Source organism: Pantoea allii (genome assembly GCF_002307475.1).
Classification (GTDB): Bacteria; Pseudomonadota; Gammaproteobacteria; order Enterobacterales; family Enterobacteriaceae; genus Pantoea; species Pantoea allii.
Window position 1 is genome coordinate 21,395 of sequence record NZ_NTMH01000022.1, and the last position, 26,013, is coordinate 47,407.

At 53.0% G+C, this 26,013-nt stretch carries 23 protein-coding genes; 9 read left to right on the forward strand and 14 right to left on the reverse strand.

The window, feature by feature from the left end:
- The first annotated feature begins 246 nt into the window (after positions 1–246).
- Both CMR03_RS07310 and CMR03_RS07315 read left to right on the forward strand, forming a co-directional pair.
- A complete protein-coding gene (locus CMR03_RS07310; RefSeq protein WP_063877312.1) occupies positions 247–507 on the forward strand; it encodes a hypothetical protein in 261 nt (86 codons plus the stop codon).
- Positions 508–635: 128 nt separating this feature from the next.
- On the forward strand, positions 636–833 hold the full coding sequence (locus tag CMR03_RS07315) for a hypothetical protein (RefSeq protein ID WP_063877313.1): 198 nt from the start codon (positions 636–638) through the stop codon (positions 831–833).
- Between the two features lie 106 nt (positions 834–939).
- On the opposite strand, the gene CMR03_RS07320 is transcribed toward CMR03_RS07315, so the two are convergent.
- The 4 genes from CMR03_RS07320 to CMR03_RS07335 all read right to left on the reverse strand — a co-directional run bounded on the left by CMR03_RS07320 (position 940) and on the right by CMR03_RS07335 (position 2,580).
- The gene (locus tag CMR03_RS07320) at positions 940–1,212 is read right to left on the reverse strand and encodes a biofilm development regulator YmgB/AriR family protein (protein ID WP_063877314.1); all 273 of its coding nucleotides are present in this window, start codon (positions 1,210–1,212) and stop codon (positions 940–942) included.
- Between the two features lie 150 nt (positions 1,213–1,362).
- Complete coding sequence (locus CMR03_RS07325; protein ID WP_096011197.1) at positions 1,363–1,632, reverse strand: hypothetical protein; 270 nt, start codon at positions 1,630–1,632, stop codon at positions 1,363–1,365.
- 142 nt (positions 1,633–1,774) lie between these two features.
- Positions 1,775–2,014 carry a regulatory protein YcgZ gene (ycgZ, locus tag CMR03_RS07330; protein ID WP_063877316.1) on the reverse strand — a complete coding sequence of 80 codons (240 nt, stop codon included), beginning with the start codon at positions 2,012–2,014 and terminating at the stop codon, positions 1,775–1,777.
- Positions 2,015–2,271: 257 nt separating this feature from the next.
- Positions 2,272–2,580 carry a hypothetical protein gene (locus CMR03_RS07335; RefSeq protein WP_063881032.1) on the reverse strand — a complete coding sequence of 103 codons (309 nt, stop codon included), beginning with the start codon at positions 2,578–2,580 and terminating at the stop codon, positions 2,272–2,274.
- Positions 2,581–3,305: 725 nt separating this feature from the next.
- Here CMR03_RS07335 and CMR03_RS07340 point away from each other — a divergent pair.
- The gene (locus CMR03_RS07340; protein ID WP_063877317.1) at positions 3,306–3,548 is read left to right on the forward strand and encodes a hypothetical protein; all 243 of its coding nucleotides are present in this window, start codon (positions 3,306–3,308) and stop codon (positions 3,546–3,548) included.
- A gap of 642 nt (positions 3,549–4,190) precedes the next feature.
- Here CMR03_RS07340 and CMR03_RS07345 read toward each other — a convergent pair.
- The 3 genes from CMR03_RS07345 to CMR03_RS07355 all read right to left on the reverse strand — a co-directional run bounded on the left by CMR03_RS07345 (position 4,191) and on the right by CMR03_RS07355 (position 8,737).
- Positions 4,191–6,365 (reverse strand): putative bifunctional diguanylate cyclase/phosphodiesterase, encoded by a 2,175-nt coding sequence (locus CMR03_RS07345; protein ID WP_096011198.1) that lies wholly within the window; start codon positions 6,363–6,365, stop codon positions 4,191–4,193.
- 245 nt (positions 6,366–6,610) lie between these two features.
- Positions 6,611–6,850, reverse strand: a complete 240-nt coding sequence (locus tag CMR03_RS07350) for a hypothetical protein (RefSeq protein ID WP_096011199.1) — start codon at positions 6,848–6,850, stop codon at positions 6,611–6,613.
- Between the two features lie 423 nt (positions 6,851–7,273).
- Positions 7,274–8,737 carry a methyl-accepting chemotaxis protein gene (locus tag CMR03_RS07355; RefSeq protein WP_063877320.1) on the reverse strand — a complete coding sequence of 488 codons (1,464 nt, stop codon included), beginning with the start codon at positions 8,735–8,737 and terminating at the stop codon, positions 7,274–7,276.
- 344 nt (positions 8,738–9,081) lie between these two features.
- Here CMR03_RS07355 and CMR03_RS07360 point away from each other — a divergent pair, with 344 nt between their 5' ends.
- Positions 9,082–10,863 carry an EAL domain-containing protein gene (locus CMR03_RS07360; RefSeq protein WP_096011200.1) on the forward strand — a complete coding sequence of 594 codons (1,782 nt, stop codon included), beginning with the start codon at positions 9,082–9,084 and terminating at the stop codon, positions 10,861–10,863.
- A gap of 15 nt (positions 10,864–10,878) precedes the next feature.
- On the opposite strand, the gene CMR03_RS07365 is transcribed toward CMR03_RS07360, so the two are convergent.
- The gene (locus CMR03_RS07365; RefSeq protein ID WP_096011201.1) at positions 10,879–12,456 is read right to left on the reverse strand and encodes a sensor domain-containing diguanylate cyclase; all 1,578 of its coding nucleotides are present in this window, start codon (positions 12,454–12,456) and stop codon (positions 10,879–10,881) included.
- Between the two features lie 365 nt (positions 12,457–12,821).
- Here CMR03_RS07365 and iraP point away from each other — a divergent pair, with 365 nt between their 5' ends.
- Both iraP and ddlA read left to right on the forward strand, forming a co-directional pair.
- Positions 12,822–13,175, forward strand: a complete 354-nt coding sequence (gene iraP / locus CMR03_RS07370) for an anti-adapter protein IraP (protein WP_063877323.1) — start codon at positions 12,822–12,824, stop codon at positions 13,173–13,175.
- 98 nt (positions 13,176–13,273) lie between these two features.
- Positions 13,274–14,371 carry a D-alanine--D-alanine ligase gene (ddlA, locus tag CMR03_RS07375; RefSeq protein WP_096011202.1) on the forward strand — a complete coding sequence of 366 codons (1,098 nt, stop codon included), beginning with the start codon at positions 13,274–13,276 and terminating at the stop codon, positions 14,369–14,371.
- Positions 14,372–14,391: 20 nt separating this feature from the next.
- Here ddlA and CMR03_RS07380 read toward each other — a convergent pair whose 3' ends face one another.
- The 4 genes from CMR03_RS07380 to CMR03_RS07395 form a co-directional block, all read right to left on the reverse strand.
- On the reverse strand, positions 14,392–15,816 hold the full coding sequence (locus tag CMR03_RS07380) for a GGDEF domain-containing protein (RefSeq protein ID WP_096011203.1): 1,425 nt from the start codon (positions 15,814–15,816) through the stop codon (positions 14,392–14,394).
- A gap of 263 nt (positions 15,817–16,079) precedes the next feature.
- The gene (locus CMR03_RS07385) at positions 16,080–17,555 is read right to left on the reverse strand and encodes a SulP family inorganic anion transporter (protein WP_096011204.1); all 1,476 of its coding nucleotides are present in this window, start codon (positions 17,553–17,555) and stop codon (positions 16,080–16,082) included.
- On the reverse strand, positions 17,552–18,184 hold the full coding sequence (locus CMR03_RS07390; RefSeq protein ID WP_096011205.1) for a carbonic anhydrase: 633 nt from the start codon (positions 18,182–18,184) through the stop codon (positions 17,552–17,554). Before CMR03_RS07390 ends, CMR03_RS07385 begins: the two co-directional genes overlap by 4 nt.
- A 571-nt stretch (positions 18,185–18,755) precedes the next feature.
- Positions 18,756–19,565, reverse strand: a complete 810-nt coding sequence (locus tag CMR03_RS07395) for a 5'-nucleotidase, lipoprotein e(P4) family (protein WP_096011206.1) — start codon at positions 19,563–19,565, stop codon at positions 18,756–18,758.
- Between the two features lie 108 nt (positions 19,566–19,673).
- On the opposite strand from CMR03_RS07395, the gene CMR03_RS07400 reads away from it, so the two are divergent.
- Both CMR03_RS07400 and CMR03_RS07405 read left to right on the forward strand, forming a co-directional pair.
- Positions 19,674–20,381, forward strand: a complete 708-nt coding sequence (locus CMR03_RS07400; protein WP_096011207.1) for a purine nucleoside phosphorylase YfiH/LACC1 family protein — start codon at positions 19,674–19,676, stop codon at positions 20,379–20,381.
- A 176-nt stretch (positions 20,382–20,557) separates the two neighbouring features.
- A complete protein-coding gene (locus CMR03_RS07405) occupies positions 20,558–22,579 on the forward strand; it encodes an NADPH-dependent 2,4-dienoyl-CoA reductase (protein ID WP_096011208.1) in 2,022 nt (673 codons plus the stop codon).
- On the opposite strand, the gene rlmG is transcribed toward CMR03_RS07405, so the two are convergent.
- Complete coding sequence (gene rlmG, locus CMR03_RS07410; RefSeq protein WP_096011209.1) at positions 22,580–23,698, reverse strand: 23S rRNA (guanine(1835)-N(2))-methyltransferase RlmG; 1,119 nt, start codon at positions 23,696–23,698, stop codon at positions 22,580–22,582.
- A gap of 82 nt (positions 23,699–23,780) precedes the next feature.
- Here rlmG and CMR03_RS07415 point away from each other — a divergent pair, with 82 nt between their 5' ends.
- Entirely contained in the window at positions 23,781–24,284 is a 504-nt protein-coding gene (locus CMR03_RS07415) for a M48 metallopeptidase family protein (RefSeq protein WP_063877332.1), read from the forward strand.
- On the opposite strand, the gene CMR03_RS07420 is transcribed toward CMR03_RS07415, so the two are convergent.
- Positions 24,281–25,969, reverse strand: coding sequence for a chloride channel protein (locus CMR03_RS07420; RefSeq protein WP_096011210.1), 1,689 nt, complete (start codon positions 25,967–25,969; stop codon positions 24,281–24,283). The genes CMR03_RS07415 and CMR03_RS07420 overlap by 4 nt on opposite strands.
- Between the last annotated feature and the right edge of the window lie 44 nt (positions 25,970–26,013).

Here is a 26,013-nt window from a genome sequence, read left to right on the forward strand (position 1 = left end):
GGCAAATTTTATCGACAGAAATACGCAAATCGCACAGATGATGAATTGAATGATAACCGAAAGAAACTTATTCTGTTGGCCGTAAAAAACACAAGACCAGTCAACGGTGAGCCTGCCGCGCATTAACATCAGGGGAACGGCGTCGTCACAGTCGGGTCGGTGGATTCTCATTTTGATGCTGAGCACCTATCCGCCGGGCTAACCTGTGCTAACCTTGCGGTCTCAGAATCGCCATTCGGGGAGAATATGAATAACGTTTTTGACGAAAAAATGACGGATATCATCATCGGTGAGATGGTGACGCAGCTACTGAATGAGGATGCGGCTATTTCCTGGAGCATTCTCCTTGAGAGGCTGCAGCAGTTTCTGGATACCGAGCAGGATGAAGTCAGGCTTCGTGCAGCCTTGCGGGCCATGGAGGAGATACGCGTAGAAATGTTTTCCCATCAGTCTGAAAACAACAGTTCCGTTGAAACCAACGTCACTCACCTTCATCACCTTCACTAAGTCTTGCGCGACGCGACGGATGCCCCTTTTAGCCGTCGTGCGTCGTGCGCCTGATCAGATGCCATTAACGTTACCAACATGATTACAGCGCTAACCCAGCAGCCCCTTCTCTGGCTGACAGAGGTCAGATGAGCGACGACACCGCATCTGAAGATATCTACACCGTTATTGGCAGGATAGTCGCCCGTCTGCTTAAACCGGATGGCGAAGTCCATCTGCAGGATATACTGCGTTCGCTGCACAGCTTCAGTGAGCAAAGCACAGAGCACGATGAAAAGAGAGCGTGCCAGGAGGCGATTCGCTTGCTCTCAAAACAGCTTCACTGATTTTTAATTACTGCCCTTACCTACTGGGGATGCCGGGCAGTCACGGTCGCAAACCCGGCTCTCAACATCGCTGTTTCACGTAGGTCTGCCCTGCGGTGAAAAGCGTTTATGGCTGTTCGTCTGAAGGTGTACGCCCTACCACGATCTCCAGACAGCTACGAAGCACATCCAGTTGTACAACGTCTTCTGTACACTCCAGTTCGGCGATTAAACTGATAATAATGGCTTTGCTGGTGACTTTTTGCCCGTGGATGACAATATTACGAATCACTGCATCCAGCACTGCACTTTCAGCCTGAAGTTTGTCGCCCGCACTGCGAAAGAGGCGCATAATTTCCACTTCAGTCGTGCTTTGCTGAATGTCGATGTTGTTCTGCATGATGAGTCTTCTTATCAGTCTCAGTTTAGGGTGAACACATCATAACCCTCGCCAGTTGGGCGAAGTGGGGATGTGCTTGTCCTGAGTAGTCTTTATTGAAACTACTCTTGGGTAAGTAACAGGTTTTTTATGAGAAGGGATCAGCCATCATCAATGCTTGCGGCGACTGTCAGAAACGCTCTGACCAAATGCCAGAACGGCAGACTCCATCGGATCGCGCGCAGAAGCAAATTCACTTCGCACTTCAGCAAGCGCGATCTCAATCGCCTCGCGCCGTGCTGTATTTGCTTCATTTACCAGCATAGACTTCAGTCTGTTAGCGAGCGTGGCACCACTGATTTTGTCATTACTGTCCAGTAGCGCAGTCACCGCCTCGCCCATCACTATCTCGGTGAGTTTCTCAAGTTTATCTTTCTGCATACCCGCATCTCTGATGACATTGTGCCCTCTAAAAACGGGCAACCCAGCCTCAAACGCTCAGGCCTCTAATGACCTGCTTTTTTGGCCGTTCAGATTAATGCTGCGGGACGTTGTAATCGGTTAACGCAACGCGGCACTCATTTCAGCGGTCAAAAAGCATGCCGATAAGTTTTTGATAATGCTGCTCTTCCTGCGGGCCCGTCGACTGGCTGAGGCGACGGATAAGCGAGCTGCAGATGGCCTTACGATTCAGGCTCTTACCGGCGTGCAGTATTTCAAGAATAACCTGACCCAGCGTTTCTTTTTCAGAAGGCTGCGTGTCGTTGCCAAAATAACGGGCAATATCACGTACGGTGTTCGACGTAGTTTCGTTCTGACGCATGTTAAACCTCCAGATGTGAAAGTGAGTAAACTCTAACCAAGCCTTGGTCACTAAACTTATACAACATCTGGAAAATTGTACAGGAATTCCGGGTGCCCGCCGCACGCCGAATGGTGCAAAAAGTGCTATGCCATTTATAACAGTCACTTGCGTGAGTATCAGATCCTTAACTTTTTCGCCCCGCATCCATCCTGACGCCGATCTTGTCCATGACGAGGTGAAATCGTTGCCCCCTTTGTACACCTTTGCTCACCACGTTATCTGTCTTCGTCTTCTTCAGGCCTGAGACGAATCACATTTTCATGCGGCTTACCGCTTTCGTCCTGGCTCGCGGCCATCAGCCAACGCAGTCCTGAATCTGAACGCACCTGCGACAGCCTGAACTGTTTCAGCCAGTGGCGGGCATCACAAATTTCCGCCAACCTACTGTCTCGGGTTTCCTCTTCCGCCATCTGGTTAAGTTCTGCGATAAGCGTATCGATACTTATTTCTCTGTCACCGAGAGCAAGGCTGACCACGGCTTCGCCAAGAATAAGATGACCTTTCTCATCGTCGTGAAATAACACGTTCTCCTCCTCACATAACAGATTAATTATGGCTATATCATTTATTTTAGTGGTGACATGACAGATGACAAAAATATTTCCTGACAGCCCCAGGATTATTCCATCCACCTGAATATCTTACCTTTGAGATGCATTTTTTAACTTTATGAAAAATAAAAAATTTATAGTTTTAAATTTTAATAAACATCACGAAATAGAATAATCTTAAACAGGATCTGGTCAGGGCTTACCGTGCCAGCGCCGATGCCAGAAGGCTTCGCAGGGCATCTGTCGTTCTGTCTTCGCCTGGGCAGGCTCGGTTCTGTATTGTAGCCTGCCCTGCTTTATTATTTTCGCCAGACAACCTCTTTGATACCGATATAAAACGCCAGATAACCCGAAAAATATAACCCTACAGAGTATGCGCGTTAGTGTTTCAACGGACAGAAGCATGATGAAAATCGCCAAAAATACCTGGCCTGCTGACGGGCCTGTTTTTTTTAGCCTGTGAAGTGGCGGGAGAATTAAGGAGACACAACAGCTCGCCAGCCAGGCGATATATTCGCCATGTTAAGGCTGAGGGTTTGTCTTGATTTGGGATCGCCGTCGCCACGCCGCGCATCAAAAAAAGTAAGCCAGGCGGCTCCTGTTTTTCTTTTCAGCGGGATCGGTAATTCTCCTGTACAGCGGTCCCCAGGATCGGTTAAGTTGCGCACAACTCTTTCTACTTTGTTCTAAGGAACACTATGCGCCAGGGCAGTTTGCCACCTGCGGAAAAAACTAACGGTCTGGCACACTATTTCAACAAGATTGATCATCCACGCCAGCTTGAAACCCTGGGGCGGATAGCCGTTGAAATACTTCGCGAGAATAAGCCCGTCAGTCGACGCATCATCTGTCTGAAGCTTATCGGTTGTCTTGAAAAAGCCACCAGTGAAGATGACAGGTTGCACTATCGTGGACTTCTGACCCTGCTATTCAGTCAGTAACGTTGAAAAAACCCGCTTTTGATCAATCAGCACGCCGGTTATACCGCGTCTGCCTGACTCTGACCTTCGCTCAACATCACATCTGAACCTGACTTCAACGCCCTAGCGCCCTGCTGCCAGGCCTGGTGCGATGGTTGACGTCCCAGACAGGTGCATCCTATCCATGCTGCCAGCCAATGCCTTCTCGCTATCAGAGAAGCCGTTTTTTTGCTGTAACACCGATAAAAAAATGCCCGCACCTCGTTAAAGGGTCGGGCCGGAGTTCTCAGGGAAATCCTAAATGACTTCCAAACAGCGTTATCAAATTAGTTCACCATCTGGATTGTCGCCAGTCGGAATCAGATAATTTTTCTTCATACCTGAAACAGGTCTCTAATTTTTTGCTGATATGTGCCGTTTGACCGCTCAAAACCCGTTATACATCACACTTTTGCAAAGTCTTATCGACCTCGCTCAATGTTCTGTTAAGGGCGTCGATAACAGTATTGTGAGTTGATTATCACAATGATTGTCCTGACCAAACGTTGCTTACTTCGGCACCTTTCACGGTGCCGTTTTTTTTGCCGCTATGATGCCGGGAAAGGGTAAGCCTGGTGAGCAATGCTATGGCGAGGTTGTCATATCCCCTCGCCACCCGGCCAGTTAATGCGAAGGCGTAAGATAGAGGGTTTCAAACCGTGATGCGCTAACAGGGGAACCGGTTTGGTTGCCTTGCAAAATATCGCATGCTGCCGCGCAAATGAACTCGTGCTGGGCGCGGTTCTCAACGCCTTCTGCTGCTACGCTGATCCCCATATTTTTTCCCAGTGACGCGATAGCGTTGATCAATAATCGGGCTTTGTTACTGTTCTCAAGCTGAACAGTAAGGGATTGATCAATTTTAAGTCCCGCGATGCAGCGATGCTGTAACAGGCTGAGCGAGGCAAGGCTGCGACCAAAGTGATCGATGATAAATAACGCCCCGGTAGCCTGAACGGCCTCTAACACCTGAGATGTACTTTCCCCTACATCGGTCAGCAGCGGTTCATCGACTTCGAGATCGATAAAGCCCGCGTCTTCTCCGGCACACTGACGAATCACCTCTTCAAGTCCAGCTTCCATTAGCTGGCGCGGAAACAGGTTAATACTGACTCGCAGAGGCAGGTTTTGACTCCGCCATTGTTTAACCTGACTGACAGCAGACTGAATAATCCATGTTCCCAGGGTGATGGACAGTGGGCTTTTGATCAGCATATCGATGAACTCAGAGGGAAGCAGCAGGCCACGGGCCGGATGCATCCAGCGAACCAGCGCTTCACAGCCCATTAACTCGCCATTGAACACATCAAAACGCGGTTGATAATGCAGCACGAACTGCTGCTGGCGAACAGCGGCTTCCAGTTCACGTTCAAACCGACGTCGACCTAACTCAGCCTCGCGAAATTCAGGCTGAAACAGGACAGACTGCCCTTTGCCACTTGCTTTAGCCCGATACAGCGCCAAATCCGCAGCCGACATCACTGAAGACATATCACTTGCATGCAGGGGAAAGCTTGCCACACCGGTGCTTGCGCCGACCTCTACCGCAGAACCCATGTAATAAAAAGGTGTCTGGATAGCCGCAGTGAGCCGTTGGGCAATATCCATTGCGCCATCACAGCCACAGGGCAGTAAAACGATAAACTCGTCGCCCCCCAAACGGGCCGCTGCGATAGCGTGGGTGCAGACAGCGCGGATCTGCTCCGCCACATGGCAAAGCAAAGCGTCACCTGCCGCATGACCGCGCGTGTCGTTCACGTCTTTGAAGCTGTCCAAATCTGTCATCAGCAGCGTGTAAGGTACACCGGATTCCGTCAGCTTGCTGAGTTGCGTCATGAAGGCACTCCGGCTGGCAAGCCGGGTAAGCATATCCAGTGAGGCCAGTTCGCAGAGTCGCGCTTCGCTTTCATAGCGTAACGTCACATCCCGAATGATCATGCCAATATAGCGCTCAAAGCCCTCCTGCCAGCCCGAAAAAGAGACCTCCGCTGGAAACTCCTCGCCGTTGCATCGCTTGCCCCAAATCTGCAAGGTACGCGGCGTAGAGATCGCGCCCTCTTCATGTTCAAGTCGGTCAAGCTCATTACGGTAATCGGTCTGACAGCGTTCAGGGATCAGCCCGGCGACGTATTTACCGGCCATTTCGTCAGCGTCATAGCCAAACATTTTCGTCGCGGCAGGGTTCCAGAACGTAATACCACGGTTCAAATCAGTACAGATGATCGCGTCCGGTGAGGTTACCGATATGGCTTCGAGGCGCTGCTGGCTGGCATGGCGCAGAACCGCCATGCGATGAACTTCCATGCGGTCCATGACCAGTGCGGCCAGATCGGTCAGGTTGTGGCGATCCGTTGTGCTCATTGCGGGGCGGGGATGATTATCGGTCAGGCATAGCGTACCAATACGGTGCCCGTCTGGCGTAATCAGTGGGACGCCGGCATAAAACCGAATAAAGGGATAACCCAGCACCAACGGACTGTTAGAGAAACGGGGATCGTCGAGCGCATCGGGAACGCAAAGGATATCGTCGCTTTCCAGCGTGTGATGGCAGAACGCGACGCTTCGTGAGGTTTCCGTAATTTGCAGACCATAGCGAGACTTAAAAAACTGACGTTTCTCATCAATCAGCGACACGAAGGCCACCGGCACACAGAACAATCTGGCCGCCAGAATAGTCAGTCGATCAAAGGCTTCATTGGGCGGCGTGTCCATCAGTTGGTACTGGGCCAGCGCACGTATGCGTGCTTCTTCGGAGCCGCTTTCAGTTGAGTGCTTCAGAGTGTGTCCTCCTGAGGTCATATACTGTGGCCGGGCATCTCACAGTAAAAAGAGGACGCCTGCAATCAGACAGAACCAGGTAACGCGCAATACATCAACCTGAAGCCGCAACAAAGGTCCGCCTGTGCAGCAAAATGTCAGTTATCAGAGATCTGCACTGATAGCGACACCTGCTCTTACATAGTGCCCGGTATTGCAGTTATCGTCCGTTCAGGCCTGAACTTCATAGCGAAAGACGGCTTTACTCTGTCAAACGGTAAAAATCGCTATTTTTTGTCTTGCGGCACCAGTTCATAGTGAGGATGACGCCCTGCCAGCAGCAGCAGCAGTTCGTACTCCCCTTGACTCAGCAAGGCCACCTTCGCCGTAGCTTCTTTGGTCTGCCAGGCGCGCAAACTCAGATCAAAGCGTTCAGCGGCACCTTCCTGCGACAGGCCGGCAGCAATTCGCAGTTCACGAACATTATTCTGGACGGGCACGGGCCGTCGGACGATTGAATTTCCCAAACCAGGCTCCCTGTGGATGAAGTAGGGTAACAGTACGTCAGCCGATCAGTTCAGTGTCGGCTGAGACCTCTGTCTGCAACCGTTGCAGCACACCTTTCATAAGGATTTTTAATCTTATCTGCTGAAATGTCAAACCAGCGGATTCGCCAGCTTCGGGATTATTTGCCTGTAAAAAAAACGTCTGATCGGCAGCGCTTATTTTTTATTAAGCGAAGCGTCGTTATATTTAAATGACTCAAAGTTTTAGATTTTATTTTACGCTGCGTTTATGTAAGTAAATATTTATTAAGGATTAATGAATTTACGGGCAACAAAAAACCCCGCTTTGGCCGCGAGGTTTTAAAAAACACAACAGGAAACGGGTCCGTCTGCTGCGTATAACCAGCCCATCAGTGCGTTTATATCTGATGAGACAGACGTTGATTATCTGCCAAACGCCACCCAGGCCTCATCGTCTTTGGTCGGTACAGATGCGATATGACGCTTTGCCGGGACGGGCTTAGCGACGACAACACTGGCCGCTGACGACGCGGGTAAGGTAAACCGGGTTATCACGCTGGTGAGCGTTTCCGTCTGGTTACTCATACTCTCTGCCGACGCCGAGATCTTCTGTACCAACGTACTGTTTTGCTGCGTCACGCGGTCAATCTCAGCCACGGCAAGCGTCACCTGAGAAATGCCCTTGCTTTGCTCTTCCGATGCCAGCGCGATTTGGCTGATGAGCTCGTTAACGCTGCCCACGCTGCGCAGCACCTCTTCCATCGTGCTTCCGGCGCTGTCAGCCGCACCGCGCCCTTCGCCGATGCGCGCTACCGTATTGCCAATTAACCCTTCAATCTCTTTCGCCGCTTCTGCGCTGCGCTGTGCCAGTGAGCGAACTTCACTGGCGACAACCGCAAACCCGCGCCCCTGCTCACCGGCACGTGCAGCTTCAACCGCCGCGTTGAGCGCCAGAATGTTGGTCTGGAACGCAATACCGTTGATGGTGGCAGTAAACTGGCGGATTTTCTCAGCGCCTTCAGCAAGCACACCCATAGCGGTCACTACGGTTTTCACCAACTGCTCACCTTTCTGGGTCGTCTGGGCGGTAACACTCGCCAGCTCACGCGCCTCACGACTGTTTTCAGCATTGTGGCGAACGGTCGCCGTAAGCTGCTCCATACTCGCCGCCGTCTCCTCCAGCGCCGCCGCCTGGGTGGCCGTTCTGTTCGACAGATCGGCATTGCCTTTCGCAATATCGCCCGCCTCAAAATGTAAAACGGACGCGTTATCACGAATAGCCTGGACGGTATTCAACAAACTTTGTTGCATTTCTTTTAATAAAGGAACCATTAGCCCGATACAATTCTTACCCAGATCCTCGGGTTCACGTGTCAGATCACCATCAGCAATCACGCGGAAGTGCGCCCGCAGTTTTGCTACCGGCCGCACCAGATGGATGACAAGATAGCGATCGCAAAAAATGAGCAGCGCAGCGACCGCAGCGAGCGTAATCAGAAACAGATTCACCAGCCGCTGATGTTCCTCACGCAGCGGGGCCGCATTAGCAGAAAGCTGCTGCTCAAGCGCGGCAAGCCGTTCCTGAGCCGCCGCAGGGTAATCCTGAGGCGCGCTGGTCAGAGCGGTGCGATAACGTTGCCATTCATCACCCGCCGGTGCCTGAGAAGCAATGTCCGCATGGTTCGCCGTGGCGTTCGTCTGCACTTGCACACTGGCGCGGTTAAGGAAAATAAGCTGTTGAGTCAGGGCATTACTGCGGCTGGCTTCGCGGTCAATGTCGTTTATTATCCGTGAACCATACGCGCCGGCTAACGCAATAATCATTACGGCAGCGATAAGTATCCACAGAACAACGCGTCTAATCGTAAAATTTTTTAGAATATTCATGGTATTTCCCCGGTGTTGCGACGTAAAAAAAACACTTCAATAAAATATTCACATCTAATAGTTGCGGGCAAAACAATAGCGCGCTACTCTTCTGAGGTTATTGTGGCAGCGTTATTGAAAAAATAAAATTCAAAAATTGATTAAATGTTTGCATCGTTGATAACTGATAAATTCATTAAAGAAAATAAAAAGAGACAGAAATCCAAATCACGCCTATTATTCAGCGAGAAAAAAAAACTATTTTAATTTTCCTTTCGCTGAATCTGGCCTTGTTCCGGTGCTTTTTATCCGCCACTTTTTCTTTTTAATTTCGCGCCGTGAGCAATCCGGGGCGGAGGACACACATGCTTATGAATCTCGACGGTGATCATGAACGCCGCACTCGTGCCCTTGAGGCCCTTCGCTACCCCGATGAAAGTCGGGATGATGTGCTGAGAAAATTTGTCAGGCTTGCCAGTCAGGCACTGAGCATTCCCGGAAGCTTTATTTCGGTTATTGATGATGAATTTCAGTATATTCGTGCTGCGCACAATTTTAAGCTGGAGCGTTCCTCCCGCGAGGACTCGCTATGTCGCTATGCCGTGGACAGCGATTCTCCAGTGGTCGTGCCGGATACGTACCTCGACAGCCGATTCGCGCAACATCCCCTGATCATTGGTGCGCCCTTTATTCGTTTTTATGCGGGTGTGCCGCTTAAAAACCGCGACGGCATCAATTTGGGCACGCTGTGCGTGACAGATATTCAGCCTCATCCTTTTACGCCTGCACAAATCACCACGCTGACGCTACTGTCGTCGTTGGTCATGTCTTTTCTGGAAGCATGGCACTCGGCAGGATTTATCGATCCGGTGACAAATCTGCCGAATCGCCAGCGCCTGATCCGCGACATGCATTATCTGACGGCTGCCGGTGACACCACATTGCGTCGCCTGGTGCTGATTGACTGTATTGATATGCCACGCGCCTATGAACTGGCGCGCTCAATGGGCATGAGTCCTGTTGAAAGCCTGCTTAAAGATGTGGCGACGCTGCTGCCATTGCGGCTGCGCCCCGCTGCCAGCGATATTCTTTATACCGTTGCAACCGGACGATTTGCCGTGCTGACCCGTGCGGACAGCCGCATCAGTGCAAACTGGGTGGCCTGCCAGATGGAGGGCATCAGTGCGGACCTGGGGGAAGGCTTGTCGGTGGCGCTGAGTACCCATACCGGTGAAGTCGATTTCGTCTCCGGTATCTTTCCTCCCCAGGAAACGTTACGTCAGGCGGTCAGTGCCTTACATGAAGCGATCGATCGCGGATTACCCTCTTTGCGCTTTAGCGAAGCCACAGACAGCAGGCGTACCCAGGACTTCACGCTGGTGAACGATCTGGCGAGAGCGCTTCGGGAAAATAATGGGCTGTATCTGGTTTACCAGCCCAAAATTTGCCTGCAAAGCGGCAAACCTATCGGGCTTGAGGCGCTGATTCGCTGGCGCCATCCTGTGCAAGGTGAACTCGCACCCGCGACGTTTATCCCGCTTGCCGAGCAGACGGAGATCCTTACGGCCCTTACCACATGGGTGATAGAGAGCGTGATCGCGCGTCTGAAACGTCTGCGTAACAGCTGCATCCAGCTGCCAATTACGATTAACGTGAGTGAGCGTGATTTCTCGATTGATGGCTTTGCAGACGTGCTGGAAGAGAAGATGCTGAGGGCAAAACTGCCGACCTCGCTGTTGGGGATCGAATGCCTTGAAACAGAACGCATCGTGGAGAGCGCTTCCGCTATGCGCGGGCTTGAAATGCTGAAACTGCGCGGCTTCGGCATTTCACTTGATGATTTCGGCACGGGCTACAGCAATATCAGCTATCTTCGCCGTATGCCGCTGGATGTGATTAAGCTGGACCGGTCACTGATCAGTGAGCTGTCGTCGGATACGGCTTCACGCATCATCGCCCGCAATATTATCGCAATGCTTAAAGAGCTGGATTATGTGGTGTTGGCCGAAGGCGTGGAATGCGTCGATACCGTCGAGGCATTGACGGAATATGGCTGCGACCAGGCGCAGGGCTTTTTCTACTCCCGACCGCTGGCAGACAGCGAACTGGATCACTGGCTGCACTGGAAAATGCGTGAGATGTGCTGAGAGCCGCATCCGGGGTCAGACAGCAGGATAGCGAGAAATATCGCCTTCGTGGCTGACCATCACCCGGTTACGGCCATCATCTTTGGCCGCATATAACGCTTCATCTGCCCGCCTTAACAACGACTCTTTATCATCCGTATCGCTCAGCGTTGCCACGCCGAGAGAGACGGTCATCGCGCTGATAAACGGAAATGACGTCATACTGACGGCCTCACGGATACGTTCTGCCATGGCAGCCGCATCGCTCAGTGCAGTGCCGGGAAGCAGCAAAATAAACTCTTCGCCGCCAAAGCGGCTCACCACATCCAGCGTGCGGCATCGCTTACGCAGCAGGCCTGCCAGACTTACTAAAACCTCATCCCCGGCATCATGCCCGTAGCGATCGTTGATCTTTTTAAAGTGATCGATATCGATCGCGATGGCGCTCTGCACCCGCTCCTCACTGTGCTGTTCCGCCTGGACATAAAAGCCGCGACGGTTATTCAGTCCGGTCAGCGGATCGGTCATGGCTTTATCATTCAGATCGGCAACGTGCCCAGCAACGGCCTGACGGTGTTGCTGAACCGCCTCTCTTAACCTGTCCGCTTCGTTATACCAGGTGTTGACCGATGACAGCAGTTCCGGGCTGGCATCGCTGCCGCCCTCGCGAACCATACCGGCCAGTTTTTCCAGCGGATAAGAGATACGCGCCGCCAGAAAAGCCATGCAGCTCGCCGTGAGGACGATGATGCCCAGGATAAACCAGAACGCGTTTCTGGCCGTATGTATCATCAGGCTACTCACGGTTTCTGACGTACCGGACATAAAGATATTCCAGTCGGTTTTTTGCAGGCTGGCGTAGCCAATAAGGTATTTTTTGCCTGCGTCCTCAATCATAAACTGACCATTTGAGGTTGAAGCTAGTCGTTTTTGCAGTTGCGGGCTCAATGCCATTCGGGTGCCAACCAAAGCAGGATCGTGACTGAAAATAACGAAACCGTCATCACTGACAATACTCACTGAGGTGCCATCACCGTAATAATGCTGGCTCAGGACATCACTTAACATGCTCTGTTTTTTCAGGTAAATGGTGCCACAGATAAAACCGAGATAATGCCCATCTGTCGAAAACAGGGGCTGGGAAAGCAGCACGACGTAATTTCCCGAAGGAGAATTAAAGGGTGAGGAAATAAAAGGTTTCCGGGCCGCGATTGCCTGCTCTGTCTCTGGGGTATCCACCTTTACGCCCATCAGACTCAGGCTTTCAGGCGAAACAGAGGCGATGACGGCATGACGATCCAACACCGCCACCGAATTGAAAAAACCGGACTGCTGGAATAAACGCGTCGTTTCGCGATGCAGCTTGCCGACATCATTAAGATCGACGATCTGACTGGCACTCCATGCCAGCTCTCGCTGGGCAATGGTCAGGTAATGATCGGTTGTATCCGCCAGCTTACGCGCATAGGCGATATTGCTGTCGAGCAGTGACTCTTCGATATTATTCTTCTGAAACAGAAACAACGCGCCCAGCAGCAGACCTGACGTCAGTATGACGCTTCCGATGGATAGTCCGGTAAGGAGCGTTCTTAGATATATTTTTCTGCGATACATATCGGGTTGCGCTGAGAGTGAGTTAAACGAATTTTAACCGCCTCTGCGCCAGACAAACGCGAGAATAAACGCCAGATTACTTGTCTTTAGTGCTGAATGACGTTACGCATTGCTGTAAAAGCAGCCTGATACTCTTTTTTTTGTGTCGTGCAGCATTTCCGCGTCGTGAAGGTGTAATCTGGGCCAGCGGTTACCCAGGCTTTTGGGGGATTATCGTTGCCAGATGTCCTAACCCGATAACCTCTCTGGCGGCGTCTCATTCCCCTTATTGATAACCGGAATCATCCGATCACCGCACGGTTGCCTGTGGTTTTCTATGCGCTAATAATGTTCAACACGTAAAACAGACCCCGAGGAAGACCATGATGAAAAGCGCTGTTCTTAGCATGCTGGCCAAGATTTCAAAAATGGATGCCGAAACTAAAGAACTGGTTGCTCAGACAGAAGCGCAGTCACTGTTGCTCAGCGCGTTGACGCTGACTGTTGGCAAAAGTGGCGGTGTTGAAGAGCTGATTTCGGCGATCAGTCAGGCAATTAATACCGTGCTGGAGTCCTCTGACGGCCTGATTAAATCTGACGCGGAGCTTCTGCTGACCAAATTTCAGGAACAGCTCACGCTGACGCGTCTGGTCGATGAAGAGTCAAAAGAGTTTCTGAAAGGCGTGTCCCATAAGTCTCTTTCCTCCGTCTCGAATAATGAAAAAATTACCGACTGCTAGCCACGTCTCCTGACGGCGAGGCGTTAAGCGCGTCTGTCTGTTTTTTATTGTGACGCACGTGGTATGGTATTTATTTGCCTCTACGTGGACAAGGTTTGATGAAAAAACAGCGAGTTGGCATTGTGTTCGGTGGGAAATCTTCTGAGCATGAAGTGTCATTGCAGTCGGCTAAAAATATTGTTGATGCCATAGATAAAACCCGGTTTGAGGTTGTGCTGCTGGGTATAGATAAGCAAGGCCAGTGGCATCTTAACGATGCCTCAAACTTTCTGCTAAATGCTGAAAATCCCTCGCTGATTGCCCTGAATCGCACAGCAAAACACGTTGCACTCATCCCCGGTGAGCCTCAACATCCACTGATTTCCCGTGATAATGCCCATCCCCTGTCCCAACTTGACGTTATTTTTCCGGTGGTCCACGGGACGCAAGGTGAAGATGGCTCGCTGCAGGGATTGCTGCGGATGGCCTCGCTGCCTTTCGTCGGATCTGACGTGTTGGGTTCTGCCGTCAGCATGGATAAAGACGTCACCAAGCGCCTGCTGCGGGATGCCGGTCTAAAGGTTGCGCCCTGGCTGAGCGTGACGCAGTCACAGAGGCATCATCTGGACACCGAGGCTGTCATCGAACGCTTTGGGTTGCCGCTGTTTATCAAGCCAGCCAATCAGGGATCGTCCGTGGGCGTCAGTAAGGTTGATACGGCGGCAGAGTTACTCCCGGCCCTGGAACTGGCCTTTACTTTTGATCGTAAAGTTTTGATAGAGAAAGGGATTAAAGGTCGCGAGATCGAATGCGCAGTGCTGGGCAATGACAAGCCAGAAGCCAGCCCCTGTGGCGAAGTGGTGGTAAAGGATGCTTTTTATTCTTACGACACCAAATACATCAGCGAAACCGGCGCACAAACGGTGATACCGGCTGACATTCCTGCTGCTGTAGATGATGCGATTCGTCAGGTGGCCCTCAGCGCCTTCACCGCGCTGGAGTGTTTTGGTATGGCGCGCGTTGACGTGTTCTACACCGATGACGGTGAGATTATCGTCAATGAGGTGAATACCTTACCCGGTTTCACCAATATCAGCATGTATCCAAAACTGTGGCAGGCGGCGGGCCTGAGCTACCAGGATCTGATCACCCGCCTGATTGAGCTGGCGCTGGAACGCCATCAACAAGGCGCAGCGCTGAAAACCACCGTCAATTAATCGTCTCCAGCGGCGTCTGCTCAGGCAACGTCGCTGGTAACTTCGCTTTGCGTATTGCAGGGGGACGTCTGATTGCGGCCATTTCGCTTAGAGATATAGAGGTTTTTATCCGCGGCGGATATCAGGCGGTTGACCGTCTCGGCCCAGGCGTTACCCGGTTGTGCCTGGCCGTTTGCCAGCCCCAGGCTGACGGTGACGGTGACCGCGTTGCCGTGCAGTAAAAATTTCTCTTTGACGATGCTCTGGCGAATCCCCTCGGCCAGCGAATAAATCATTTCTGGCGACAGGTCGAACTGCACAATCACAAACTCCTCTCCCCCAAAACGACAGATATGGCCGTGATTACCCACTAACGGCGAAATACGCCGGGCGATCTCTTCAAGGACACGGTCACCGGCATCATGACCAAAATTGTCGTTGACCGATTTAAAATAATCCACATCCAGCAGGATGACGCCCACCTTACGGTGCTCAAAGAAGGGTTCATTGCGCAGATGTTCATACAGCCCCGAACGCGACAGGAGCTGGGTGAGAAAATCGTAGTCAGCACGCAGTGCCAGACGTTCATTGAGCTGGCGAATGGCATCCATGCTCACCGCCACAATTAACGGGCTCATGACGATAGTGGCCACGCCCAGACGCGCTGAGGTCAGGTGGCTGATCGGCAGCAGGTTGGCATCGCCCTGAATGTTCATGACGCCGTGCGACACCAACACGATTTGGCTAATACCGGTTATCAGCGTGATCAGCGTGGTCAGGGGAACCGGTAAGACAATGGCGCACCAGATTAATGCGGGCACCGGAAGCGTAAGGCTGCCCGCGCCGCCCATTAATGCCCCCGTGATCAGGGACAACACCACGGCGATTAACGGGACAAGTTTGCCCAGTTGCAGCAAGCGCCTTGAGAACATGACGCGCCAGTGTGACGTTAACAGAAACGGCAGCAGCATTAACGCCGTGGAAAACTGCTCGCTGAACCAGTTCATCCACGCGTCAGCAAAGGCCGCGTTAATGCTGCCTACCTGCGCCAGTCCTCCCCAGGTGGCGCAACCGAGCGCTGCCAACAGACAGGCAGGGAAAATACGCAGTGCGTTAGATATACGCTCACTGCTGGAATCATGCTGATACTGCCGCCCCATCACCATCACGCAAATGATGATAAACAGGATATTGGCCACATTCAGCGTGAAGGCCGGTAACGCCCAGCCTGAAAACACCGCGTCGTTAAATACCATGGCGCTGTAGCACACCAGATAAAAACGGGCTCGATGAAGAAAGGGATAGCGAAGCATCATCCCGGCGATGAAGGCATTCACCGGCCAGAACAGAGATAAGTCATGGGGAAAACGCAGATGTCCGCCGACAAAACAGAACATCAGAGTAATCATAAACAGCCAGAGGGCACTCTTTTTAGTATTGTGCTCTTCAAACAGCTTAACGCGCATACGTCTGGACCTTGTCACAAAGAGGCTTACCATCACGCCGCTCACGGGGTATATGGCGTTATGATCATTTAACCCTGATTCTTGTCTGCGCCATTCAGAGAAAAGCACCCGTAAATGCGCGAACGTTACGGGTTTAACACCCGATACGAGATATAAACATACTGGCAGACATCCTTGCTCATTATGTCTTACAAATAAAAAAATCGGATATCCGAGATATCCGATTTTTAAAAAAAACGACCTGGCTGTTGAGGTCTGCGTGACTATTTAACCGCCACGGGCCACTGACTCAGGCGGATTCCCCGTTTATCAGCATTATCACCAAAATCCTTCAGTACGGCCTTAACATCCGGATCGATGTATTCTGCATTATCGTTATCTACGATTACCACGCTATTTTCGGGTATTTCATCCAGCAAGCCCTGCAGTTTAGGATTGTGCATAAAAGTCAGGTTTTGCTGGAAACGCAAAACGTAGTGGTCGTCGTAACGCGTAAGCTGCAGCGCATTGCGGTGACTCTTGTAGATGCTATAGAGAATCTGTGTCGCAATACCTATCCCAATCCCGACCAGCATGCCCAGCGTGATAATCCCGATAATCGTTGCCAGGAAAGGCACGTACTGCTGTGCTCCCATACGGAACTGCTCGATAAACAGGCGCGGCGCGGCCAGTTTATAGCCGGTGTACAACAGCACCGCCGCCAGGCTGGCCAACGGAATGGCATTCAGCATTTCACTAAACCACATCCCACAAATCAGCAGCATGACACCGTGCAGCAAGATAGAGAGTTTGGTTTGTGCGCCAGCGTTGACGTTGGCTGAACTTCGGACGATGACCGCCGTAATCGGCATAGCCCCAAGGAAGCCCGCCGTCAGGTTGCCGATCCCCTGCGCAAACATCTCTCTGTTTGGCGAGGGCGCAGGGTTTTGCGGGCGCAGCTTTTTCAGGGCTTCCTGGCTCAGCAGGGTTTCCAGACTGGCCACCAGCGCCAGGGTCAGGGCAACGATCCAGACCTGCGGATTTTGCCATGCCATCCAGTCCGGGGTTTCCAGCTCCGCCATCATGGCGGAAACGCTGTCAAACGCGGGCAATGAAATGCGCGGTAAAGCGCCGGTGAGCTCAGGGAACAAACGTGCGCCAGCGACCGTGACCACACAGCCAAACAGCACGGCGAATAATGGCCCGGGTATCCACGCCAGCGCCTTGATGCGCTTAATGGGGCCGGTTGTCCATATAAACAGAATGAACAAGCCTACTAACGACACCAGCAGCGCCGACAGCGAGAACGTCATTTCTCCGTTCACCAGCGACACTAACTTCACGCTGCCGCCCGCCCCCAGCGCCACCGGTATCTGCTGCATAATCAGCAGTAAACCAATCGCGGCCAGCATGCCTTTGATAACGCTACCCGGCACTAACGCGATGAACCGTCCGGCGCACAACAGACCAAACAGGCACTGTAACAGTCCGGCGATAATCAGGGCGGTCAGGAAGGCGGAGAAGCTGCCCAGCGTCGCCATAGACGCGACGACGATGGTGACCAGTCCTGCGGCCGGTCCGCTGACGGCGAAACGTGAAGGACTGAGGGAGGTAACAAGTATTCCGCCAATAACGCCCGTTAATAACCCGGCGAAAGGCGGCAGCCCGCTGGCCTGTGCAATACCCAGGCAGAGCGGCAGTGCGACCAGAAACACAACCAGCCCTGCCGGCACATCGCGGCGTAAGGTATCCAGATTCATGGTGAAGACTCCTCTGCAGATTGCTGAATCAACTCTTTCAGATGACCCGATTGCAGGTCGTAAACACAGCCAAACACGTCAAGTTCCTGACCAGACTGCCAGGCCTGCCGTACCGGTTCTGTTGCCACCAGGTTGGCGAACTGCACCAGAACATTCGCTTCAACCAGACGATTAAGCGTCTCGCTCTCCGTCTCCTGCCCGGCTTCGTGGCTAAGATGGCGTTCTAATCCACTACGCAGAAAGGCAATACGCCGGGCCAGAGCGGAGTCCTCAGTGGCTAACGGGCTGCCCGGCAGGGCTAAGGCAGCCTGAACGCCACCGCAGCCGTAATGACCACTCAACACGATTCGCTTTACCCCAAGGTAAAAAACGGCATATTGCAGCACGCTCAGCAGGTTATCGTCCTCTGCCACAACCATATTGGCGATATTACGATGAACAAACAGTTCGCCGGGATGCGATCCCGTTAATACCTCCGCTGGCACCCGGCTGTCTGAACAACCTATCCATAATGAGTGCGGTTTTTGCTGATATAAGGATTTTTCAAAATAGGCGGGGTTACGCTGGCGGCGCTGTAATGCCCAACTGCGATTTTTCGCTAATAAGGGTTTAAGTGTCGTCACAATCATCTTCTCTCTACGACCGGGAATATCACTTCCTGGCTGACCACGGACTGAACCCGCTCACTGAATCGCCGCGAACGGGTTACGAAATCTGAAGCTCATCACATTAATAGGTTATAGCGGCTTATGATTACTAATGCACACAGAATATTTTATGCCAGAAACATCCGGCGCTATATGTCAGTATTTGTTCAACAAACGTCATGATCACGTAAATTACCTTAAGAGGTCATACCACATAAACATTAAATTACTTTAATTATTTTATATAAAAATCATATAATTAAAAATAAAGCCGAAAAATGAAAACTGACAAATAAATACAAAACCGTTGTCGTTAGTCAGATGGATAAAACAGAAACAAGGCGAAATGCCAGGATTACTCTTAAATGCAGAATTTATGAATAGCACGATCAACCGCCTTTATTCTGTATAAGCAGTTAATCGAACTTTGTTAAGGGTGAAATTAAAGCAAGAGATGGTTAATTTAATTTGCGTGAAAATAATGACGGCGGTAAGTAAATAATCTCAGCGGTGTGAAAGAGCCTGCCCACGGCAGGCTCATCATATTGACACTTTATTTACCGTTCCAGGCCCTCAGCCGCGCTTCACGGACGGAAAGCTGCTGTTCAGGCGTCAGCTTATTGTAATTTTCTGCCATGCCGCTCTCCCAGTCACCGTAAAGTGGGTTTGGCAACACAATGAACTGGGTGCCAAATAGCGCATGATTATTTTCGACAAACCCCTGACGCTGCGCGTTACCCTGATGCCAGGTCGCCCCGCCAAAATCATTCAGGTTGTCACCGATATACAACACGACGTTGTAGCCGGCGTTTTTAATCGCATCGAAGCGTGCCTGTTTGTTTGAAGAGTCGGTTTTCAGGCTCACCGTTTTTTCACTGACACCGCTGAAGCCAAGCTGCTGAAGGTTAGCCACCGTGGCAGCGTAATCTTTCTGGTCGCGGTTGGAGACATAGAATACGGTGCCGCCATGACTGTTAACATAGCGGGCAAACTCTACCGCACCAGGCACGGCTTTGGCCTGGCGTGCCTGCGTCCAGGCCGACCAGGTTTTATCGCTGAAAGGCTGTCCATTCTTCGCCTGCCATGCGCTGTAGGCGCTGTTATCCAGCATGGTTTCATCTAAATCGACAATCACCGCTTTGGGCTTGCCCACCAGCGAAGCCGACTGATCAAAGGCCAGACGTGCACTGTTAAACGCCTGCCAACTGAGCGCCTGATATTCACCGGACTGCTGGAACCAGTTTAACGCCAGCACCGATTGCTGCCCCAGTTGCTGTTGTGCCTGCTGCTGGGAAGGGTGTGCACAACCCGCAAGCGCCAGCGCAACCACGGCCGACAGCGCGAAATTCACTGAATTTTTCATCGATTCATCCTAAGGTGTGAAAGATTTGAGTGGGTAACGCTTCAAAAATGTAGCAGTTAACGTAAGCTGATGGCAGCAGATTGCACGCTGTCCTGACAGGAGAAGAGGATGTCCGCCATGCCGCGTTCGCCGTTACTTGATGCACTAGACTGGGTCGATTATGCTTTTCAGCCCGCTGGCGCGCCGCCGCCTGAGGATGCGGCCTACGGGCATCAACGCCACAGCGCCGTTGTGTTAACCGACATCCATAATATCCCACCTAAACGTTGCGAATCAGATGGCGTGATTGCCACGGGCCATCGGCCGGTAGCGGTGTACACCGCGGACTGTTTACCCGTACTGTTCGCCGACAGCCAACAGCAACAGGTCGCCGCCGTTCATGCTGGCCTGCAAGGCACGCTGGCGGGCGTACTCTATCGCGCCGTGGAACAACTTTGCGCACGCGGTGCCACGCCGCAGAGCCTGACGGTTGCGATTGGCCCGGCGCTGGCACCCTGCTGTTTCGAGCTGGATCGCCAGCGACTGGCAGACATTGCGCAGTTGCCCGGTATTCCCCTGCCGCTGCGCTATTATCATCAACAGCCGCATAATCCTCAGGCACAGCGCCCCCAGGCCCGGGCCACCCGAGAAGGTATCTGGTTCGATTTACCGCATCTGGCTAAACAGATGCTGACCGATGCCGGGGTTCCGGCGGGGCAAATTGATCAGATTGACCAGTGCACCTACTGCACAACAGAGTCGGGGTCCAGTTATCGCTTTAATACGCACCACAGCAGCGGCTATCGTTCGCGCTATTCATGGATTCGTCGACGCTGAATCCAACGTCATCGGTTATACCTGCCCTGCTGCCTCAGCCATCGGTTTGGCACCTGACTGCCCCATCGGGTATGGCCGCTTTTATGATGCTTCTCACACCCTGATGCCATTTCACTTTTTTTTAACAAAGAAATGGTTAAAGCTAACTCATCCGACCACTTTATCTGTGAGTGATTATGACTGCGCTGTCCTCCCACTATCCTGCTTTGTTTACCCCGCTCGATCTGGGTTTCACTCAACTCAGAAACCGTTTTTTGATGGGATCAATGCATACGGGCCTTGAAGAGCGTGAAGATGGCGCGGCCAGGCTGGCGGCATTCTATGGCGAGCGGGCACGGGAAGGCGTGGCGCTGATCGTAACGGGCGGCGTGTCACCGAATCCGCAGGGCGTAACCGCCGAACACGGTGCTGTACTGAATGACGACGCACAGTGTGACTGGCACCGACAGATTACCGCAGCGGTGCATCAGCATGGGGGGAAAATCGCCCTGCAGATATTACACACCGGTCGCTACAGCTTTCAGCGCGATCTGGTTGCCCCCTCTGCGATACAGGCCCCCATCAATCGCTTTACCCCGCGTGAACTGAGCGATGCCGAGGTTGAACAGACCATTGCCGATTTCGCCCACTGTGCCCGGCTCGCCCAGAAGGCGGGCTACGATGGTGTGGAAATCATGGGTTCCGAAGGCTATCTGATTAACCAGTTTCTGGTGCAGCATACCAACCAGCGCCATGACCGCTGGGGCGGCGATTTTACCGGGCGCATGCAGTTTGCCCTGGCGATTACCCGCGCGGTACGCGCGGCAACCGGCGACCGCTTTATCATTATCTTCCGGCTGTCGATGCTGGATTTAATTCACCACGGCAGCACGTTAGAAGAGACGCTGCGACTGGCCAGCGAGCTGGAAGGCTGCGGTGTGACGCTGTTTAATACCGGCATCGGCTGGCATGAGGCGCGTATTCCGACCATCGCCACCTGCGTTCCCCGCGCCGCCTTTGCCTGGGTCACGCGTCGTTTGCGTCAGCATGTCGCCGTGCCGGTGGTGGCCACCAACCGCATTAACCATCCGCAGGTCGCCGAGCAACTGTTGCAGGATGGCTGTGCGGACATGGTTTCGATGGCGCGGCCGTTCCTGGCCGATGCCGCCTTTGTCAGCAAGGCGCAACGCGGGGATGACAACAGCATCAACACCTGTATCGCCTGTAATCAAGCCTGTCTGGACCAGATTTTTGCCGGTCATGTCACTTCATGTCTGGTTAACCCGCGCGCCTGCCATGAATCCCTGATGCCGGTGACACCGGCGCAGGCCCCTAAACGGCTGGCCGTCGTGGGTGCCGGGCCGGCGGGCATGGCGTTTGCCTTGCAGGCGGCAGAACGGGGACATCAGGTGACACTTTACGATGCCGCGCAAGACATCGGCGGGCAATTTAATATCGCTCGTCAGATCCCCGGCAAAGAAGAGTTCAGCGAAACCCTGCGCTATTTCCGCCATCGTCTGCCCGCGGCGGGCGTGGTGATCAAAACAGGCTGTCGGGTGAATGCCGCGATGTTAGCGGACGCCGATGAAGTCATCCTTGCTACCGGCATCAAACCGCGTACGCCTGAGATTCCCGGCATACATCATCCCAGCGTGCTGAGCTATCTGGATGTGCTGGCAGATAAACAGCCGGTCGGCGCGCGCGTGGCGATTATTGGCGCTGGCGGTATTGGCTTTGATACGGCGGAATACCTGTCACAGCCGCCACAGACGGAAACCCTGGATGATTTTTATCGTGAATGGGGCATCGATCATAGCCTGACGCAGCGTGGTGGTTTGGTCCCCCCTGAGCCGCAGCGCTCGCCACGTCAAATCTGGCTGCTCCAGCGCAAGCCTGGCAAACCCGGTGCGACGCTGGCAAAAACCACTGGCTGGATACACCGCAGCAGCCTGCTGGCACGCGGCGTTGAAATGTGGGGCGGTATTGAGTATCTGGCGATTGACGATGAAGGGCTACATATTCATCGTGATGGCGAACGTCTGGTGCTGGCGGTGGATAACGTGATTATCTGCGCCGGTCAGGAGCCGCAACGCGAACTGGAAGCGGCCTTAAGGGAGAGCGGCAAGCCGGTGCAGGTGATTGGCGGGGCCGATGTCGCACAGGAGCTGGATGCTCGCCGGGCAATCGCTCAGGCCACCGCGCTGGCGTTAACGCTTTAGTTAACGCATTTTCACGGCGCGCAGCACCACAAATTTTTTGTTAGAGGCCACCAGCGTGCAGTTACCAAACAGCTTTTTCAGCTTGTGGTGATAATCAAGATGACGGTTGCCGACAATGCGCAGCTCACCACCATATTGCAGGCAGCGCTTAGCATCGCGGAACATCTGCCAGGCCAGGTGGTCGGTGACGGCGTGCTGCTGGTGGAACGGCGGATTACACAGTACCGCATGCAACGTATCAGACGGATAGCCACTCAGCACATTGTTCACCTGGAACTGGCAGCGCGACAGATCGTCTGGGCGGTTGACCTCAACGTTTAACCGGCTGGACGCCACCGCCATATAAGACTCATCAAGGAAATGCACCTCGGCCTCAGGGTTCTGCGCCAGCGCCATCAGCCCGATCACGCCATTACCACAGCCCAGATCGACGATTTCGCCTTCGATATTTTCCGGCAGATGCTGCATAAACAAGCGCGCACCGATATCCAGGGATGACCGGGAAAACACGTTGGCGTGGTTGTGAATCTGATAAGGCGTTCCGTCCAGCGGCCAGACGTGGGTGAGCGATTTCTCGCGCAGTTCTGGCTGGGTGAACTGGCTGTAAATCACGCGCGCTTTTTTTACGGCCAGCGAGGTTTTGGTTTCACCGATAATCTGTTCAAACAGTTGCAGCGTTGAGGTATGAATCTCTTTCGCGCGTCCCGCTGCCAGCACAACGGTTTCAGGGGTAATGACCTGACGCACCGCCCGCAATTGCTGCTCCAGAAGGGCCAGGGTTTTCGGGATTTTGATCAACACCAGTGCCGGGGCGGCAGGAAGGGCCGCCAGGCTGTCGAGGAAATGAACCTCGCTGTCATCCTGTTCATTCAGCCGCAGATTCTGGCGAGTGGCCTGCTGACTCAGCCAGGAGTCACTGATATGCCACACTGGACGTGCATTAAGCGCGCAGGTTAATGCGCCGAAGCTGTCGTTAAAAATTAACGCCGGGCCAGACGGCAGGCTTTGCTGCAACAGATATTCATCAGCGGCATCCCAGGCTTGTAACGGACTTTCGTCACGCATCTGCGGGAAACGATGCAGGATCAGTGTGCGATCGTTCAGTTCAAGTTGACTCATGAATTCTCCGGCGTGGTACACTTTGGTTGATTTTCGCCCCAAAAAGGGGGCGCAGTATACTGTCTTTCGCCGGGAATCTCTAATGTCCTCACTTATCTATCTTCAGGGTTATCCTGAGTCCATCCTTGAACAGGTGCAGACACTCATTGATCGTCAGCGGTTAGGCCCGGTGCTACAACAGCGCTATCCCGATATGCATGACGTAATGAGTGATAAGGCGCTGTACGACTTTACGCTGGCGCTCAAAAACCGCTATATGCGAAATGCCCCGCCGATTAACAAGGTGATATGGGATAACAAGATTAAGGTCATGAAGCATGCGCTGGGCTTGCACACAGCCATATCACGCGTGCAGGGCGGCAACCTGAAGGCCAAAGCCGAGATCCGTATTTCGACGTTTTTCCGCCAGGCACCCGAACCCTTTTTACGGATGATCGTGGTGCATGAGCTGGCGCACCTGAAAGAGAAAAACCACGATAAGGCGTTTTATCAGCTCTGCTGCCATATGGAGCCGGACTACCACCAGCTCGAATTTGATGCGCGCCTGTGGATGACCGAGCAGGCGATGCGCGGCAACGCGGCTTAGAGAAACTGCTGGGCTTTCTGAATCAGGCTGGTTTTCGTCAGCGCCCCCATAAAACGGCGCTCCTGCGGATTATTCAACACCGGCAGGCGTTCCAGCGTCACCGCCGCAAAGGCTTCCCATCCTTCCCGTATACTTTGGTTTTGATAGGCCACCGGGAAATCTTCGTCCATGACGCATTCAACCGGTGAGTCCAGGTTAATCTCCTGCGCCAGCACCCGGCGTGAAATTTCATGGATCGACACCACACCAAGAAAAGCCCCTGCCGCATTGATCACATACACATAGCGCTCACGCTTCAGGGAGCTCACCGCCAGCGCCTCTCCTACCGATGCCTCCGGCTGGAGCGCTGCCCCCGGAATAATCAGCTCGGCGATGCGCATATTATCGAAATCATATTTCGCTTCAGAGCGGTTAAAATGGTGAGTAACGACCGGATAGGTGCTGGCCATTTGCAGGCGATAAACCACCATTGTTGCCAGCACGGAGGCAATCATGACCGGAAACAGCAAACTGCTGTTGAGCGTCATTTCCAGCACCATCAGCATCGCCATCAAAGGAGCCTGACTCACCGCCGCCAGCACCGCCGCCATGCCCACGGCGGCGAACAGCAAGACGTTGTGAAGGGGAAGATGCAGCGCTACGCCGCCGAGCGCGATAACCATGCCCAGCAGCGCACCGATGAGTAAGGACGGCGTAAACAGCCCGCCCACGGCATTGGAGCCCACAGAGAGGCTGGTCGCCAGCATTTTTAACACCAGCAACAGCAGTAATCCCGACAGCAGATAATGCCCCGCCATCACCTTGACGATCACTTCATAGCCATTGCCCAAAATATCTGTAGAGATCAGCGCCAGCAGGCCCACGGCGAATCCCCCTGCCCCAAGCCGCAACGGCAACGAAGTGACCCGGCTGAACAGCATTTTAGTACGCGCAATCAGGCGAATCAGAAGCAACCCCGCCAGCCCGGACAGCAAACCAATCAGGACAGTAATCAACAGACTGTTGATATCCATGGTGAAGCTGACATCCGCCAGCGGATAAAGCGCATGACGGAACCCCATCGCCCACATGGTCATTACCGCCACGGCCGATGACACCACCAGCGGGATCAGACGCTGCAGCGCCGACATGCCAAAGGCAATCTCCGCCACGAAAATAGCCGACGCCAGCGGCGCATGATAAACCGATGAAAGACCGGCGGCGGCGGCCATGGCAACGACATCACTGTTTTTTAACTGTAATGAGCGGGGCAAGACACGACCGATTATGCTGCCACACAGGGCGGCGAGCTGAACCATCGGGCCTTCTTTACCGATTGAGGCGCCGCTGCCAATACTGGCTATCGACGACAGCGCCCGAAAAAGCGAGGTTTTGGTCGGAACGGCGTCAAGGCGGGCATTAATCACTTCGAGATAGTCCGTTTTTACGGTTTGCTGCTGCTCAATCGCCACCGCATAACGCAGGAAGAATCCCGCCAGCAGGCCGCCAACACCGACCAGAACCGGCCAGAATATCCAGGGCCAGAGATGCAACGACTCGGTGATATCGTTGCTGCGACCAAACAGCAACTGATTGATAAACTCAATGGTTTCACGGAATAACAAGGTGACTAACGACGCCGCACAGCCAACGGGAATGGCAATAAGCAATGTGGTCCAGTTTAGTGCGTGTTTACTTCCTTTCACCTGCGCTCCCAGTCTTGTGCTTAACGTGCTTTATCCAGCCATAT